Source organism: Listeria grandensis FSL F6-0971 (assembly GCF_000525835.1).
Classification (GTDB): domain Bacteria; phylum Bacillota; class Bacilli; order Lactobacillales; family Listeriaceae; genus Listeria_A; species Listeria_A grandensis.
The window spans coordinates 13,390-27,687 of the sequence record NZ_AODD01000035.1 but is presented as its reverse complement, the minus strand read 5'-3'; the positions used below and the strand labels follow the sequence as shown (position 1 = coordinate 27,687).

Sequence of the window (14,298 nt, the reverse complement as noted above, 5' to 3'; positions counted from 1 at the left end):
GGACGAGTGAGATGGCGGAAAAGTTAGGAATTGTGGTTTGGGCGAAACAGGGTTGTGCGTATTGTGCGGAGATCAAGGACTACTTGACGAAGGCGGGGCACGAATTTCAGGTGGTCGATGTGACGGACCATGATGAACAGCGGGACATTTTGCAGGCGAAATACGGGGTGCGTTATGTTCCAGTCGTTGAGATTGGGCGGGGGCATACATATCGGGGCGTGACGGAGCTCGGTTTGCCAGCGCTGGAAACGGCTTTGAGGGAGGCGGAAAAATGGGATTTAGACTCAGTTTATTAGATCAGAGCCCGATTGCGGATGGTCAAAGTGCGTATCAGGCGTTGCAAAAGACGATTGCGTTTGCAGAGAAGGCGGAGGAATGGGGTTATCACAGGTTTTGGGTGTCAGAGCATCATGATACGAAGTTGCTCGCGGGTGTTTCGCCGGAGGTTTTGGTATCGCATTTGTTGGCGCGTACCGAGCGGATTCGTGTTGGTTCGGGGGGCGTGATGTTGCAGCATTATAGTGCGTATAAGGTGGCGGAAAACTTTCATCTGCTAGCCGCGTTAGCGCCAAACCGAGTGGATTTGGGTGTTGGGAAGGCACCTGGTGGTTTGCCGCTCTCGACGAAGGCTTTGCAATTTGGCAGGACGGGAAAATTGGATTTTGCGGAGCAGTTGGCGCTTTTGAAGCAGTTTGTGGATGGCGCGGTGCCTGAGGATCACGAACTAGCGGGTGTTGGTGTCGACCCGGAGCCGCCGACGAAGCCGGATATTTTCTTGTTAGGCGCGAGTGTGGCGAGTGCGGAACTGGCTGGTAGGCAAGGCGTGAATTACTGTTTTGCGAAATTTATTAACAGTGATGAGCTGGTGTTGAAAGAGGCTGTGACGGCTTATCGGGCGGCGAATCCGGACGGTGAATTGATTATCGCGGTTCCTGTTTTGGCGGCGGATACGGAGGAAGCGGCACGAGCGCTTGCCGGTGAGCAAAAAGTGGTGCGGGTAACGCTTTCGACGGGAGTCTCGGTGACTTTGCAGACGGTGGCGCAGGCGGAGGAATTTGCGAGACAGGCTGGTGTGACGGATTTTGAAGTGGAGGAACGCACGGCGAATATTATTGCAGGGACTTCGCAACAGGTGAAGGCGGAATTGGAACGATTGCGGGCGACGTTTCATGTGGATGAGTTTGTGATTCATACGCCGGTGACAAGGCAGGACGCGCGGTTCAGGTCGGTGCAGCTGATTAGTGAGGCAATTTTGACGGCGGACGTGAGATGAGGAAGGGGAAATGAAGAAATGGGAAAAATTAAATTTGGCGTAATGTTGCATGGTCCTGGTGGGCATATGAACGCGTGGAGACATGAGAGTGTGCCGGCGGATGCGAGTGTGAATTTTGAGTTTTATAAGGAGCAGGCCTTGAAGGCGGAGGCGGCTGGTTTTACGCTTGCTTTTGTGGCGGATGGGTTGTTTATTAATGAGAAGTCGATGCCGCATTTTTTGAATCGGTTCGAGCCTTTGACGGTGCTCTCGGGATTGGCTGCGGTGACGTCGCGGATTGGCTTGGTTGGAACGCTTTCAACGTCTTATAGTGAGCCGTATACGGTGGCGCGCCAGTTCGGGTCGCTGGATTTGATTAGTCATGGTCGGGCTGGATGGAATGCGGTGACCTCGCCACTTGAGGGATCGGCGAATAATTATAGTAAAAAAACGCATCCGGAACATGCGCTGCGTTATGAGATTGCGGTGGAGCACTTGGAGGTCGTGAAAGGGCTTTGGGATTCGTGGGAGGATGACGCGTTTGTGCGGGATCGCGAGACGGGGCAATTTTTCGATAAAGAAAAGTTGCATCGGTTGAATTATAAGGGGCGCTTTTTCTCGGTGGAGGGACCGCTGAATATTGGTCGTTCGAAGCAGGGACAGCCGGTGGTTTTTCAGGCTGGGGCGTCGGAGCCGGGTAAGGATTTGGCGGCTAAGAGTGCGGACGCTGTGTTTACGAACGGTGGATCGCTTGCGGAGGCGCAGGCGTTTTATGAGGATGTGAAGGCGCGGACGGTGGCGAATGGCCGTAACGCGGATGAGATTAAGATTTTCCCTGGGTTTGCACCGATTGTTGGTGAGACGCAAGACGAGGCGGACGCGAAATATGAGGAGATTAAGAATTTGGTGTCAGACGAGGAGGCACTCGCGTATCTTGGTCGCTTTTTTGATCATTTTGATTTCGGGAAGTTTCCGCTAGATGAGCCGTTTCCGGATATTGGGACGGTCGGTGAGAATAGCTTCCGGGCGGCGACGCGAAAAATTAAGGAGGAGGCAAAGCGTGAGAATTTGACGTTGCGTGAGGTGGCGCTCAGGGTGACGACGCCAAAATCGGCTTTTGTGAGCACGCCGGAAGGAATCGCCGATGAGTTGATCGCTTGGTTTGATGGCAAGGCGGCGGATGGCTTCATTTTCGGAGCGCCCGTTTTGGGTGAGGGATTGGATGATTTTGTTGCAAAAGTGATTCCGATTTTGGAGGCGCGCGGGTATTATGATCGGGAATATGCGAGCGATACGCTGCGTGGAAATTTGGATTTGCCGTTTAAGGAAAGTCGTTACGCGAGCAAGGTTGAGGCGCAAAACTAAGGAGGTTTTTTTGTGGGAGATGTTATTCGGTTAGCTACGCTTGCAGATGCGGGGGTTGTGCATGATGTGTCGATTCGCGGATACAAGCCATTGAAGGATATGGATATCAAATTTGTTGGGGCAACGGCGGATTTGGCGACGGTGGAGGAGAATATCAGACGGAATGCGAACTATGTGTTGGAACGCGATGGGAGGATTATTGCGACGGTGACGGTGGCTTTTCCGTGGGCCTTAGGTGAGCGCTCGATTCAGCCGTATCCGTTTATTTGGTGGTTCGCGGTGGACCCGGATTTCAAGCGACAAGGGGTTGGGACGGCGCTCCTGGATTATGTCGAGGAACAGGTTTTAGTGGCGCAGGTTAAGGCACCAGCGGTTTACTTGGCGACGGCGACGCGGCATCCTTGGCTCGTTTCGATTTATGAACATCGCGGGTATGTTGGGTTTTATGAGCATGAATATGAAGGGGACAATATTATCTTTTTACGCAAGGTTTTGGATGAATCGCTGTTTGCAGAACTTGGAAATCTGGACGTGCTAGTAAATTCGAATTAAGGGGAGATTGGATGAAAAAATGGATTTTTGGGACGTTGTTGGTAGTGGCAAGTAGTGTTTTGCTCGTGGGTTGTGGGCTTGGAACGGATACGGGGGCGTCTAGTGATGCGCTTACGAAAGACAGCAAGGATGTTAAGACGATTGTAGTTGGGACTGGTACGCAATTTCCGAATATCTGCTTTATCGATGATAAGGGAAATTTGACGGGATATGATGTGGAGCTTGTAAAGGCGCTGGATAAGAAATTACCGCAGTACAAGTTTGAGTTTAAAACGATGGACTTTTCAAATTTATTACTGAGTTTGCAAACTAATAAAATCGACTTCGTGGCGCATCAAATGGAAGTGAACGATGAGCGTAAGGAGAAGTTTTTATTTAATAAGGAGCCATATAATGTTTTTCCGTTGCAGGTGGCGGTGAACAAGGCCAATACGGATATTAAGTCGGTCGCGGATCTCGCTGGCAAAACGGCAATCGTGAGTGCGACGAGTAATTCGGCGGTGTATTTGGAGAAATATAATAAAGAGCATGGAAACAAAATTAATATCGTGTATTCGGGAACGGGAAATAATGATGCGACCAATCAAATCAGGACGGGACGCGCCGATGCTACGATTACAACGCCTTTCGCGGTAAAATTACTAAACGATCAGGCCGATGCACAGCAAAAAATTGTCGGAGATCCTGTGTTGAACTCAAAGGTTTTCTTCTTGTTACGCAAAAATGAGTCGCAGTTATCGGATGACTTGGACGGGGCGCTCAAAGAATTGAAAGAAGAAGGTGTGGTCAGTAAATTGAGCAAAAAATGGCTTGGTGCGGATTACACAGTCGATTTCTAAAAAAATAGGGGTGAAACGCGAATGGGGAAGGCATTTGATTGGCATTTGATTTTTGATTTTATTCCGACGTTGCTGGAATATTTGATGATAACGTTACAGGTTTTGTTGTATGCAACGATAATTGGGCTTGTTTTGGGCTTACTTTTGGCGGTGATTCGGTTGTTTCGAGTCCCAGTTTTGAGTCAGTTGGTAGTCGTGTTTCTTTCCTTTATTCGCGGGACGCCGATGTTGATTCAATTGTTCTTGGTATTTTACGGAATGCCTGCGTTACTGCTCGTGTTTGGCGTCGATATTTCGCGGATGGCACCGGCGTATTTTGTGATTGTGACTTACGCGCTACGTGATGGGGCAATTTTCTCGGAAATTTTCCGAAGTGCGATCAAGGGTGTCGATTATGGGCAAACAGAGGCGGCGATGTCGGTCGGCATGAGCCCGTCGCAAAGTTTTTTCAGAATCGTGTTGCCGCAGAGCGCTAGCATCGCATTTCCAAACGTGGCGAATTCGGTCATTAGTTCGCTGAAAGATACATCGCTTGCCTTCACGATTGGGCTGATGGACATGATGGGGCGCGGTGAAACACTCATTGCGGCAACGGCTCACGCGCTAGAAGTTTATATCGCGATGTCGATCATTTATTATGCGGTCGTCCTAGTCCTAGAACAACTCGCAAAAGCATTTGAAAAACGTGTGAATCGGCATAAAAAGCCAATCATGGCATTAGACTAAGAAAAGGAGGCGAAACAAACGATGCAACTGGATTATCCGTTTATCTGGGAGGCTTTTAAAGAAATTTTAACGGCGCTTCCTTTGACATTGCTGCTTACATTTGTACCCCTGATTCTTGGTTTTTTAATCGGGCTTGGCGTCGCGCTAGCACGTATTTATCACGTCAAGGGCGTGTATCATCTGGCAAATGGCTATGTATCCTTCGTTCGCGGAACACCAATCGTGATGCACATCATGCTGATTTATTTTGGTTTGCCACTCTTACTTGACAGTTTAGCGAAGCGCTACGACTGGTCCTTCCATATCAACAGCGTCCCCATCACGGTTTTCGTACTTATCGCGCTGTCACTTAGCGCTGGAGCCTATCTTTCTGAAATTATCCGTTCAGGCATCGTCGCCGTTCCAAGCGGTCAAATGGAGGCCGGTTACTCCGTTGGAATGACGAAGTTTCAAGTGATGACGCGCATCATTTTACCACAAGCACTCGCGCAATCGATTCCTAATTTGACGAACATTGCGGTTGGTTTTTTGCAAGCATCCTCAATCGCCTTTCTCGTCTCTGTTAAAGAAATCACGGGCACGGCTCAAATCGTGGCCTCAAGCAACCTCAAGTTTCTCGAAGCATTTATCGCAGCAGGTCTGCTCTATTGGGGCGTCACGATCGTGATGGAGCTGATCGCGTCCATCGTTGACCGCAAAGCCACAGCCTATAATAAAGGAGGGATTGGATGATTCGTTTACAAGGAATAAAAAAACAATTCGGCGACCAAGAAGTCTTAAAAGGCATTGATTTAACGATTAATAAAGGCGAAGTAATCACGATTTTAGGCCCAAGTGGCTCTGGAAAAACGACCTTACTACGCTGCCTGAATTACTTAGAAAAACCAAATGGCGGTCATATCGACATTGGTCATGTGAGCGTCGCAACCGAAAAAGCAACGAAAAAAGACATCATCGCTTTGCGTAAACAAACCGCGATGGTTTTCCAACATTACAACCTGTTCGCCCATAAAACCGTGATCGAAAACGTGATGGAAGGCTTATCATCGCCCAAAAAGTAAAGAAATCCGAAGCCCGCATGCGCAGTGAAGCCATCCTCGCAAAAGTCGGACTCGGAGATAAGCTCGATTTTTATCCAAGTCAGCTTTCAGGTGGGCAGCAGCAACGCGTTGGAATTGCTCGAGCTCTCGTCTTGAACCCTGAAGTCATCCTATTTGATGAGCCGACCTCCGCGCTTGATCCGGAACTAGTTGGGGAAGTTTTGGCAGTGATCAAAGCCATTGCCGAAGAAGGCATGACGATGGTTGTTGTGACACATGAGATGCAGTTTGCTAAAGAAGTATCCGATCATGTCCTGTTCATGGCAGATGGCGTTGTTGTTGAAGAAGGCAGTCCCGCAGAGCTGTTCGGTGCACCAAAAAAAGAACGAACTCGCCAGTTTTTGAAGCGGATATCAGGCGATGTAATAGTTCCGCCAGTTGTTGTACCGCTTAAAGAAGAGTGGCAAAGAGATGCGTCGAGGGCGTATTGATGGAGAAATTTTCTAGAGCAAGAAAGAATGTCTAGAAGAATCCTCTTGAACGGAGGTTCTAAAATCAGTATTTATTGCATTAGTTAAATATTATGGCAGACTCATTCTTCTTTATCAGTGGATGAGTCTTTTCCATGTTGTGTAATTAAACGTATCAAAATCTTTATCGATGAATAGGGTGTATTTCGGATAGAGTTTGTTTATAATGAGAAGATAAGGAGTGAAAAAATGCCACCAGTTGGAATTGGCGATGGAAATGAGCAACCCGGCATGGCTTGACACGATTCGGGATAGCGTACATAGTTTCATTCTTTTAGAAATGAGGAACCTTAATGGATAAACAAAAACAACAACTCAGCATTGAAGTTGCGCGACTTTACTATCAATCGGACTACAGTCAGCAAGAAATTGCTAGTCAACTTGGGATTTCACGCCCCACAGTATCCAGGCTTTTGCAATTTGCGAAAGAGAGCGGGTATGTGGAAATCAAAGTCACGGACCCATTCGCCGATTTAGACGCACTCGAAACCGCGCTCAAAGAAAAATATAACTTGAGAGAAGCGCACGTCGTATTCTCCCCAACTACGGAATATACAACGATAACGGATTTCCTTAGCAAAAAGGGCGCTGAATACCTCGAAGAAACCGTCACAAATGGCGATATTTTAGGTGTCAGCTGGGGAACAACGATGTATGAAGTCGCCAAAAAAATTCGCCCACAAGATGTGCGAGGCGTCGAAGTGATTCAACTAAAAGGCGGGATTAGTCATTCTAACGTCAATACGTATGCATCGGAAACAATCTCTTTGTTCGCTGAAAATTTCCAGACGATGCCGCGTCACTTGCCACTTCCCGTCATTTTTGACAACGCAACCGTGAAGGAAATGGTAGAACAAGATCGCCATATTCATCATATTATTGAAATGGGGAAACAAGCCAATATCGCTGTATTCACGGTAGGAACTGTTCGCGACGAAGCACTTCTTTTCCGATTAGGATATTTCAATGATGCCCAGAAAAAATTACTACAAACGATTGGCGTCGGCGATATCTGTTCTCGTTTTTACGATAAAGACGGTCAGATTTGCAGTGCGGAAATTGACGCTCGCACAATCGGCATCGAGTTGGAGTCACTTAAACAAAAAGAACGTTCTATCCTTATTGCAGGTGGCGCAAGGAAAGTTGACGCAATTCATGGCGCGCTTCAAGGCGAGTATGCGAATGTATTAATCACGGATCAGTTCACGGCGAAAGAATTACTTCTTTGAACATAATTTCATATATAACTTTACAAACGTTCATGGATGTATTATGATAAAGACAAATAAACGAAAAGCGAGGAGATTAATCATGACGAATATCGCCAAAATGATCGACCACACAGCTTTAAAACCAGATACAACAAAGGAAATGATTTTAAAATTAACCGCTGAGGCTAAACAATATAATTTTGCATCTGTTTGCGTCAATCCAACTTGGATCGAGTTAGCACACGAACAATTAGCGGGAACAGGTGTAGATGTTTGTACCGTTATTGGTTTCCCACTTGGCGCCAACACAAGCGTGACAAAAGCATTCGAAGCAGCAGACGCTATCCAAAAAGGTGCAACAGAAGTCGATATGGTCATCAATATCGGTGCTCTGAAAGATAAGAAAGACGCATTAGTCGAGTCTGATATCAAAGCCGTTGTCGATGCCGCGAAAGGCAAAGCATTAGTTAAAGTTATCATCGAAACATGCCTACTAACCGACGAAGAAAAAGAACGCGCATGCCGTTTAGCGGTAGCAGCAGGAACTGATTTCGTTAAAACATCGACAGGGTTTTCCACGGGCGGTGCAACAGCAGAAGATATCGCATTGATGCGCAAAACAGTTGGGCCAGATATCGGCGTGAAAGCATCCGGTGGAATCCGTACGAAAGAAGACGTGGATAAAATGATCGAAGCAGGCGCATCTCGTATTGGAGCAAGCGCAGGCGTATCGATTGTTTCAGGAAATGACGCAAATCCAAAAGATAACTATTAACAAAATCATTAAAATGTGGCATGATGGAGGAGAAGTAATTTTTCCTGTGAAAGAGGCGAGCCATATTGGGTGTAACGATTCGAGATATTGCAGAAAAAACGGGCGTTTCGATAACGACGATTTCCCAGATTCTAAATGGAAAAGGGAGTCGTTTTAGTGAAGCGACACGAAATAAAGTGTTTCAAACCGCGAAAGATTTAGCTTATAAACCGAACTTTTTTGCGAAAAATATGGTGACGAATCAGACGAATACGATCGGCATGATTGTACCGGAAGTGACGGACCCATTTTTTTCGCAGATGGTGAAGGGCGCGGAAGACTATTTGAATGCGCATGATTATATGATTTTATTGTGTAACTCGTCGCAGGACAGCACGCGCGAGGATTTATACGTCGAGGAACTTTTGCATCGGGCTGTGGATGGGTTGATTATTGCGAGCCCGAATATTCTGGCGTCGAATGTGTTTACGCAATTGGAGACACTGCATAAACCGTATATTTTGCTCGATCGTAAACGGCATCACCGGGAAGAAGGCAATATTTTTATCGATGATTATGAAGGCGGATACATGGCGACGGAACATCTCGTTGCGCTAAGGCACACGAAGATTGGTATCATTACATCGGATGACTCGTTTTACTCTGTGGAGGAGCGATTGCAAGGCTATCAAGGTTGCCTTACGAAACATGGAATCTCGGCTTCAACCACGTGGATTATGGAAGGCGATCAAACCATGTCTGGCGGCTACATCGCAACGAAAAAACTACTTGAAACGACAGATATCACGGCGCTGTTCGTAACGAATGATCAAATGGTGGTCGGAGCTTACCGCGCGGCGCTGGAGCTAGGTATCACGATTCCAGAAGATCTCTCGATTGTGGGGTTTGACGACATTGAACTCGCCGAATACATGGCGCCAACGCTAACCACCGTTCGCCAACCGATCTACGACATCGGCAAAACCGCGGCAGAATACTTGCTCAGAGCGATTCAAAACCCGACTGAAAAAATGGCAAACAAAAAAATGCCGCTCAAACTTATTGTCCGCGAAAGCGCTAAGAGACTTGAGGCAGAATAGAAATCAAAACGAGAGAGGGATATCATTTCCCATCTCTTGTTAATGATGATATACTTACTTTTAGTAAACCGTTTTACTTTTTTAAGAAGCGAATGTAAACGCTTGCTGAAAAAGGTTTCAGTATTCTTGATAAACCGCTTTACTAAACATAGCAATAATTGTTCTATACTTTAAATTATTGGGGGATTCATAATGAAATATCTAATTGGTATTATTGGTTTGATTGTTGTCTTAGGCATCGCTTGGATCGCGAGTAATGACCGCAGAAAAGTGAAATTTAGACCGATTATCGTCATGATTGTTTTACAGTTCATCTTAGGCTTTATCCTTCTTAACACGAGCGCAGGAAACTGGCTTATTAGTGGGATTGCAGATGGTTTTGGCAAACTGTTATCCTACGCTGCAGAAGGTGTGAACTTTGTATTCGGAGGACTTGTCAACACGGGTCAAATGTCCTTTTTCCTAAGTGTGTTACTGCCAATTGTCTTTATTTCTGCGCTTATTGGGATTTTGCAACATTGGCGCATCCTACCGTTTATCATTAAATATATCGGTCTTGCGTTAAGTAAAGTCAACGGAATGGGGAAACTAGAATCATATAACGCCGTCGCATCCGCAATTCTCGGCCAATCTGAAGTTTTCATTTCCGTGAAAAAAGAACTTGGCTTGCTGCCGAAACATCGCTTGTATACGCTTTGTGCTTCCGCGATGTCAACCGTTTCGATGAGCATCGTCGGCTCTTATATGGTACTCTTAAAGCCAGAGTATGTCGTAACTGCGCTAGTTCTTAACCTATTTGGTGGTTTCATTATCGCTTCCATGATTAATCCATACGAAGTCACCGAGCAAGAAGATATTCTCGAAGTCAAAGAAGAAGCGAAACAGAGCTTTTTCGAAGTGTTAGGCGAATACATTATGGACGGTTTCAAAGTGGCGATTACCGTTGCTGCGATGCTGATCGGATTCGTTGCGATTATCGCGATGATCAACGCCATTTTCAGTGGTATTTTCGGACTTTCGTTCCAAGAATTACTCGGTTACGTTTTTGCACCGTTCGCATTTCTGGTCGGTGTTCCATGGGATGAAGCGGTCAAAGCCGGAAGCATCATGGCAACGAAAATGGTATCCAATGAATTCGTCGCGATGACCGATTTGAAAAATGGCAATTTCAATTTCTCAGGTAGAACAACCGCGATTGTATCCGTATTTCTAGTATCTTTCGCCAATTTTTCATCCATCGGCATTATCGCTGGAGCAGTCAAAAGCCTGAACGACAAACAAGGTATCGTTGTTGCCAGATTCGGCTTGAAACTGTTATTCGGCGCCACATTAGTTAGTTTCTTAACAGCCACAATCGTTGGCTTAATCTATTAAGGAGGTTTTTTAAAAATGGCATTTAAAAGAATTCACGTTGTAGTTATGGACTCGGTAGGTATTGGAGAAGCGCCAGACGCGGCACAATTTGACGATTTTGACGTCGATACATTAGGACACATTGCCCGCGAAAAAGGAGGCTGAAAATGCCGAATATGGCGATGCTTGGCCTATCTAATATTCGCGAAATCGAAGGCGTACCAGTTGTAGACAAGCCACAAGCCTATTTCACAAAAATGCAAGAAACGTCCGCAGGGAAAGATACGATGACAGGGCATTGGGAGATCATGGGTCTGTACATCGACACGCCATTCCGCGTATTTCCAGACGGATTCCCAGATGAGTTGATTCAAAAAATTGAAGATTTCTCTGGTCGTAAAGTAATTGGAAATAAACCGGCGAGTGGTACGGAAATCATGGAAGAACTTGGCGAGGAACAATTGGCAACAGGCGCTTTGATCGTTTATACGTCTGCTGATTCCGTACTGCAAATCGCGGCGAACGAAGAATTAATCCCACTCGAAGAATTATATCGCATTTGTGAGTATTGCCGCGAAATTACGCGCGATGAGCCTTACATGTTAGGTCGCATCATTGCTCGTCCTTTTGTCGGTAAAACTGCGAAAACATTCGAACGGACCTCGAACCGGCATGACTACGCGCTAAAACCATTTGATAAAACGGTGATGGATCACTTGAAAGATGGTGGTTTAGACTCGATTGCAATCGGTAAAATCTCGGATATCTTTGACGATGAAGGCGTAACAAGATCGATTCGCACGAAGTCAAACATGGACGGTATGGATAAATTTATCGATTTGTTGACGGAAGATTTCCATGGCATGAGTTTCTTAAACTTGGTTGATTTTGATGCGTTGTTTGGACATCGTCGCGATCCGATCGGTTATGGTGATGCATTGGAAGCGTTCGATGCAAGACTTCCAGAAGTGTTCGCGAACATGCAAGAAGATGATTTGCTACTTATCACCGCTGACCACGGAAACGACCCAACATACCGCGGCACCGACCACACACGCGAATACGTGCCACTTTTAGCTTATTCCAAACAATTCAAAGACGGCGGCAAAGAACTTGATTTGCGCAAAACATTCTCCGATTTGGGCGCAACCGTCGCAGATAATTTTAAAGTAAAAATGCCTGAATACGGCACAAGCTTCCTAAACGACTTAAAATAAAAAAGGATTGGTGAACGAATATGAGAATGGTAGACGTAATTTCGAAAAAGCGTGATGGCAAAGAGTTAACGACCGAAGAAATCGGGTTTGTAGTCGATGGTTACACGGCTGGTAAGATTCCTGATTATCAAGTCAGTGCTTTGGCTATGGCGATTTTCTTTCAAGATATGACAGACCGAGAACGCGCAGATTTGACGATGGCGATGGTGAATTCTGGTGAAACGATCGACTTGTCCGCGATTGAAGGAATCAAGGTAGATAAGCACTCGACAGGCGGTGTGGGCGACACGACGACGCTTGTATTGGCGCCACTTGTTGCAGCGCTTGACGTGCCAGTTGCGAAGATGTCTGGACGCGGGTTAGGCCATACAGGAGGCACGATTGATAAACTAGAAGCGATTGAAGGTTTCCACGTAGAAATCACGAAAGAGCAGTTTATCGACTTGGTAAACCGTGATAAAGTCGCAGTAATTGGTCAATCCGGTAACCTAACCCCTGCTGATAAAAAATTATACGCGTTGCGCGATGTTACAGGAACGGTAAACTCGATTCCACTTATCGCAAGCTCGATTATGAGTAAGAAAATTGCAGCTGGCGCGGACGCGATTGTGTTGGATGTTAAAACGGGTGCAGGCGCATTCATGAAAACCGATAAAGATGCAGAAAATTTGGCGCATGCGATGGTTCGGATTGGGAATAATGTCGGTCGTCAAACGATGGCGGTTATTTCAGACATGTCGCAACCACTAGGTTTTGCGATTGGGAACGCTTTGGAAGTACAAGAAGCGATTGATACGCTAAAAGGTGAAGGACCAGAAGATTTGACGGAATTGGTTTTAATTTTGGGAAGTCAAATGGTTGTGCTTGCTAAGAAAGCGAAGGATTTGGATGAGGCGCGTGCGATGCTGAAAGAGGTTATGGCGAACGGGAAAGCTTTGGCGAAATTCAAGGATTTCTTGGATAACCAAGGCGGTGATGGCTCGATTGTGGATGATCCTAGCAAGTTACCACAAGCGCAATTCAAGATCGATGTACCGGCTAAGGAAAGCGGTGTAGTTGCTGAGATTGTCGCAGATGAAATAGGTATTGCAGCGATGCTTTTAGGTGCCGGACGTGCGACGAAAGAAGACGAGATCGACTTGGCTGTTGGAATTATGTTGCGTAAGAAGGTCGGCGATAAAGTGGAAGCAGGTGAGCCACTTGTAACGATTTACGCGAATAAAGAAGACGTGAAGGCGGTTGAAGCGAAGATTTACGAAAATATTCGGGTGAGCGATAAAGCGGAAGCGCCAAAGTTGATTCATACGGTGATTACGGAGTAGATTAAAATGAGAACAGCTCCGTGTATGTTACGCGAACGAAACGCTAAGTGAATAAGAAGTGGAAGAGTCCACTATAGTTTGATTTAGACAAGTAACTACGCCATGTTTTTTAGAGTGGCGTAGTTACTTGTTTTTTATAGGGCGATGGTTTCATCTGGAGATCGTGTTTGCGGGAATGCGGAGTTGTTTGGCGTAGCTCTGTTTCGCGATCTAGCTTCAACGGCCAGATCCTCGAAAATTTCGGTGCCTCCAAAAAAGTCAAAAGAGGACTTTTCTTACGCCCCCTAACAATTTTTGTCGGATCTAACGGGCCGTTTCAGCTTTTCATCAGATCTAGCTTCAAACGCCAGCCTCTCGGAAATTTCGGTGCCTCCGTAAAAACCAAAAGAGGGTTTTCACTGCGCCTCCTAACAATTTCTGTCGATGCTAAACGGGCGTTTTCAGCTTTTCATCTACACGACATAAAATATAATACAATCATCACTCTGCGATACTTTATTGAAAAAGGTCTGCAGAGCTCGGAAATTTAATAGAAGGTCTTTGTCTAATTTGTCCTTTTTCGTGCGCCAGTTTATACCGTAAAGACCACTCTTTTTTAGTTGCTTGAAATCATACATCGCGACGAATTCTTCTTCGGTAATGCTAAACAGAGCTTCTTTCGCCATACGGACTTGTTCTGGATAGATAAAATAAACAGTCGCCAAAGCATCGCGGATCTCGTTTTCGATCCGAAGTGGAACAATATAGCCCCACGGCGACGGCCCATTTCTTGTCTTCTTGCAAAATATATAATGAATAACTTCCCAATATTCATCAAGTGACAGCAACATCGGCATCGTAAAAACGGATTCATCTCCTGCTTTTATTTCTCGCATGCCTGGCTCGTCAATGTAATAATAATAACCGCATAATCCCATTTTTATTATTCTCCTTTCAAGTTGTTCCTAGTTGGTTTATTTTGTTTATCGAAAAAGATAAAACCAAATGCTTTACCATGATAAAGTTTATTATGCTCAATTTTAGTTGATTTGTCAACG

General features: G+C 45.8%; 13 protein-coding genes and 2 pseudogenes. 14 read left to right on the top strand and 1 reads right to left on the bottom strand.

The window, feature by feature from the left end; genetic code table 11:
- The first annotated feature begins 11 nt into the window (after nucleotides 1–11).
- The 14 genes and pseudogenes from PGRAN_RS14470 (at nucleotide 12) to PGRAN_RS14405 (ending at nucleotide 13,261) form a co-directional block, all read left to right on the top strand.
- Entirely contained in the window at nucleotides 12–296 is a 285-nt protein-coding gene (locus PGRAN_RS14470; RefSeq protein WP_036068219.1) for a glutaredoxin family protein, read from the top strand.
- Nucleotides 272–1,273 carry an LLM class flavin-dependent oxidoreductase gene (locus tag PGRAN_RS14465; RefSeq protein ID WP_036068216.1) on the top strand — a complete coding sequence of 334 codons (1,002 nt, stop codon included), beginning with the start codon at nucleotides 272–274 and terminating at the stop codon, nucleotides 1,271–1,273. Before PGRAN_RS14470 ends, PGRAN_RS14465 begins: the two co-directional genes overlap by 25 nt.
- 18 nt (nucleotides 1,274–1,291) lie before the next feature.
- Nucleotides 1,292–2,617 (top strand): LLM class flavin-dependent oxidoreductase, encoded by a 1,326-nt coding sequence (locus PGRAN_RS14460; protein WP_036068214.1) that lies wholly within the window; start codon nucleotides 1,292–1,294, stop codon nucleotides 2,615–2,617.
- 12 nt (nucleotides 2,618–2,629) lie between these two features.
- Nucleotides 2,630–3,169 carry a GNAT family N-acetyltransferase gene (locus PGRAN_RS14455; RefSeq protein WP_036068211.1) on the top strand — a complete coding sequence of 180 codons (540 nt, stop codon included), beginning with the start codon at nucleotides 2,630–2,632 and terminating at the stop codon, nucleotides 3,167–3,169.
- Between the two features lie 11 nt (nucleotides 3,170–3,180).
- Nucleotides 3,181–4,008 (top strand): amino acid ABC transporter substrate-binding protein, encoded by an 828-nt coding sequence (locus tag PGRAN_RS14450; RefSeq protein WP_036068208.1) that lies wholly within the window; start codon nucleotides 3,181–3,183, stop codon nucleotides 4,006–4,008.
- A 21-nt stretch (nucleotides 4,009–4,029) separates the two neighbouring features.
- Entirely contained in the window at nucleotides 4,030–4,734 is a 705-nt protein-coding gene (locus PGRAN_RS14445; protein WP_036068205.1) for an amino acid ABC transporter permease, read from the top strand.
- A 21-nt stretch (nucleotides 4,735–4,755) separates the two neighbouring features.
- Complete coding sequence (locus tag PGRAN_RS14440; protein WP_036068203.1) at nucleotides 4,756–5,466, top strand: amino acid ABC transporter permease; 711 nt, start codon at nucleotides 4,756–4,758, stop codon at nucleotides 5,464–5,466.
- Nucleotides 5,463–6,265, top strand: a pseudogene (locus PGRAN_RS14435) (amino acid ABC transporter ATP-binding protein). Before PGRAN_RS14440 ends, PGRAN_RS14435 begins: the two are co-directional and overlap by 4 nt.
- Nucleotides 6,266–6,597: 332 nt before the next feature.
- Nucleotides 6,598–7,533 (top strand): sugar-binding transcriptional regulator, encoded by a 936-nt coding sequence (locus tag PGRAN_RS14430; RefSeq protein WP_036068201.1) that lies wholly within the window; start codon nucleotides 6,598–6,600, stop codon nucleotides 7,531–7,533.
- Between the two features lie 82 nt (nucleotides 7,534–7,615).
- On the top strand, nucleotides 7,616–8,290 hold the full coding sequence (gene deoC, locus PGRAN_RS14425; RefSeq protein WP_036068199.1) for a deoxyribose-phosphate aldolase: 675 nt from the start codon (nucleotides 7,616–7,618) through the stop codon (nucleotides 8,288–8,290).
- A gap of 65 nt (nucleotides 8,291–8,355) precedes the next feature.
- Nucleotides 8,356–9,369 (top strand): LacI family DNA-binding transcriptional regulator, encoded by a 1,014-nt coding sequence (locus PGRAN_RS14420; protein WP_036068197.1) that lies wholly within the window; start codon nucleotides 8,356–8,358, stop codon nucleotides 9,367–9,369.
- A gap of 192 nt (nucleotides 9,370–9,561) precedes the next feature.
- Nucleotides 9,562–10,743, top strand: coding sequence for a NupC/NupG family nucleoside CNT transporter (locus tag PGRAN_RS14415; protein ID WP_036068195.1), 1,182 nt, complete (start codon nucleotides 9,562–9,564; stop codon nucleotides 10,741–10,743).
- A 15-nt stretch (nucleotides 10,744–10,758) separates the two neighbouring features.
- Nucleotides 10,759–11,939: pseudogene (gene deoB, locus PGRAN_RS14410) on the top strand (phosphopentomutase).
- Between the two features lie 20 nt (nucleotides 11,940–11,959).
- The gene (locus PGRAN_RS14405) at nucleotides 11,960–13,261 is read left to right on the top strand and encodes a pyrimidine-nucleoside phosphorylase (RefSeq protein WP_036068193.1); all 1,302 of its coding nucleotides are present in this window, start codon (nucleotides 11,960–11,962) and stop codon (nucleotides 13,259–13,261) included.
- A 452-nt stretch (nucleotides 13,262–13,713) separates the two neighbouring features.
- Here the strand turns inward: PGRAN_RS14405 and PGRAN_RS14400 are convergent, their stop codons facing one another.
- On the bottom strand, nucleotides 13,714–14,178 hold the full coding sequence (locus PGRAN_RS14400) for a DUF1877 family protein (RefSeq protein WP_036068192.1): 465 nt from the start codon (nucleotides 14,176–14,178) through the stop codon (nucleotides 13,714–13,716).
- Nucleotides 14,179–14,298 lie beyond the last annotated feature (120 nt).

What these genes read in the sequence shown, in the direction of transcription:
- PGRAN_RS14470 (WP_036068219.1), top strand. Translation starts at nt 12, where the DNA reads ATGGCGGAAAAGTTAGGAATTGTGGTTTGGGCGAAACAGGGTTGTGCG.
- PGRAN_RS14465 (WP_036068216.1), top strand. Translation starts at nt 272, where the DNA reads ATGGGATTTAGACTCAGTTTATTAGATCAGAGCCCGATTGCGGATGGT.
- PGRAN_RS14460 (WP_036068214.1), top strand. Translation starts at nt 1,292, where the DNA reads ATGGGAAAAATTAAATTTGGCGTAATGTTGCATGGTCCTGGTGGGCAT.
- PGRAN_RS14450 (WP_036068208.1), top strand. Translation starts at nt 3,181, where the DNA reads ATGAAAAAATGGATTTTTGGGACGTTGTTGGTAGTGGCAAGTAGTGTT.
- PGRAN_RS14445 (WP_036068205.1), top strand. Translation starts at nt 4,030, where the DNA reads ATGGGGAAGGCATTTGATTGGCATTTGATTTTTGATTTTATTCCGACG.
- PGRAN_RS14440 (WP_036068203.1), top strand. Translation starts at nt 4,756, where the DNA reads ATGCAACTGGATTATCCGTTTATCTGGGAGGCTTTTAAAGAAATTTTA.
- PGRAN_RS14430 (WP_036068201.1), top strand. Translation starts at nt 6,598, where the DNA reads ATGGATAAACAAAAACAACAACTCAGCATTGAAGTTGCGCGACTTTAC.
- deoC (WP_036068199.1), top strand. Translation starts at nt 7,616, where the DNA reads ATGACGAATATCGCCAAAATGATCGACCACACAGCTTTAAAACCAGAT.
- PGRAN_RS14415 (WP_036068195.1), top strand. Translation starts at nt 9,562, where the DNA reads ATGAAATATCTAATTGGTATTATTGGTTTGATTGTTGTCTTAGGCATC.
- PGRAN_RS14405 (WP_036068193.1), top strand. Translation starts at nt 11,960, where the DNA reads ATGAGAATGGTAGACGTAATTTCGAAAAAGCGTGATGGCAAAGAGTTA.
- PGRAN_RS14400 (WP_036068192.1), bottom strand. Translation starts at nt 14,178, where the DNA reads ATGGGATTATGCGGTTATTATTATTACATTGACGAGCCAGGCATGCGA.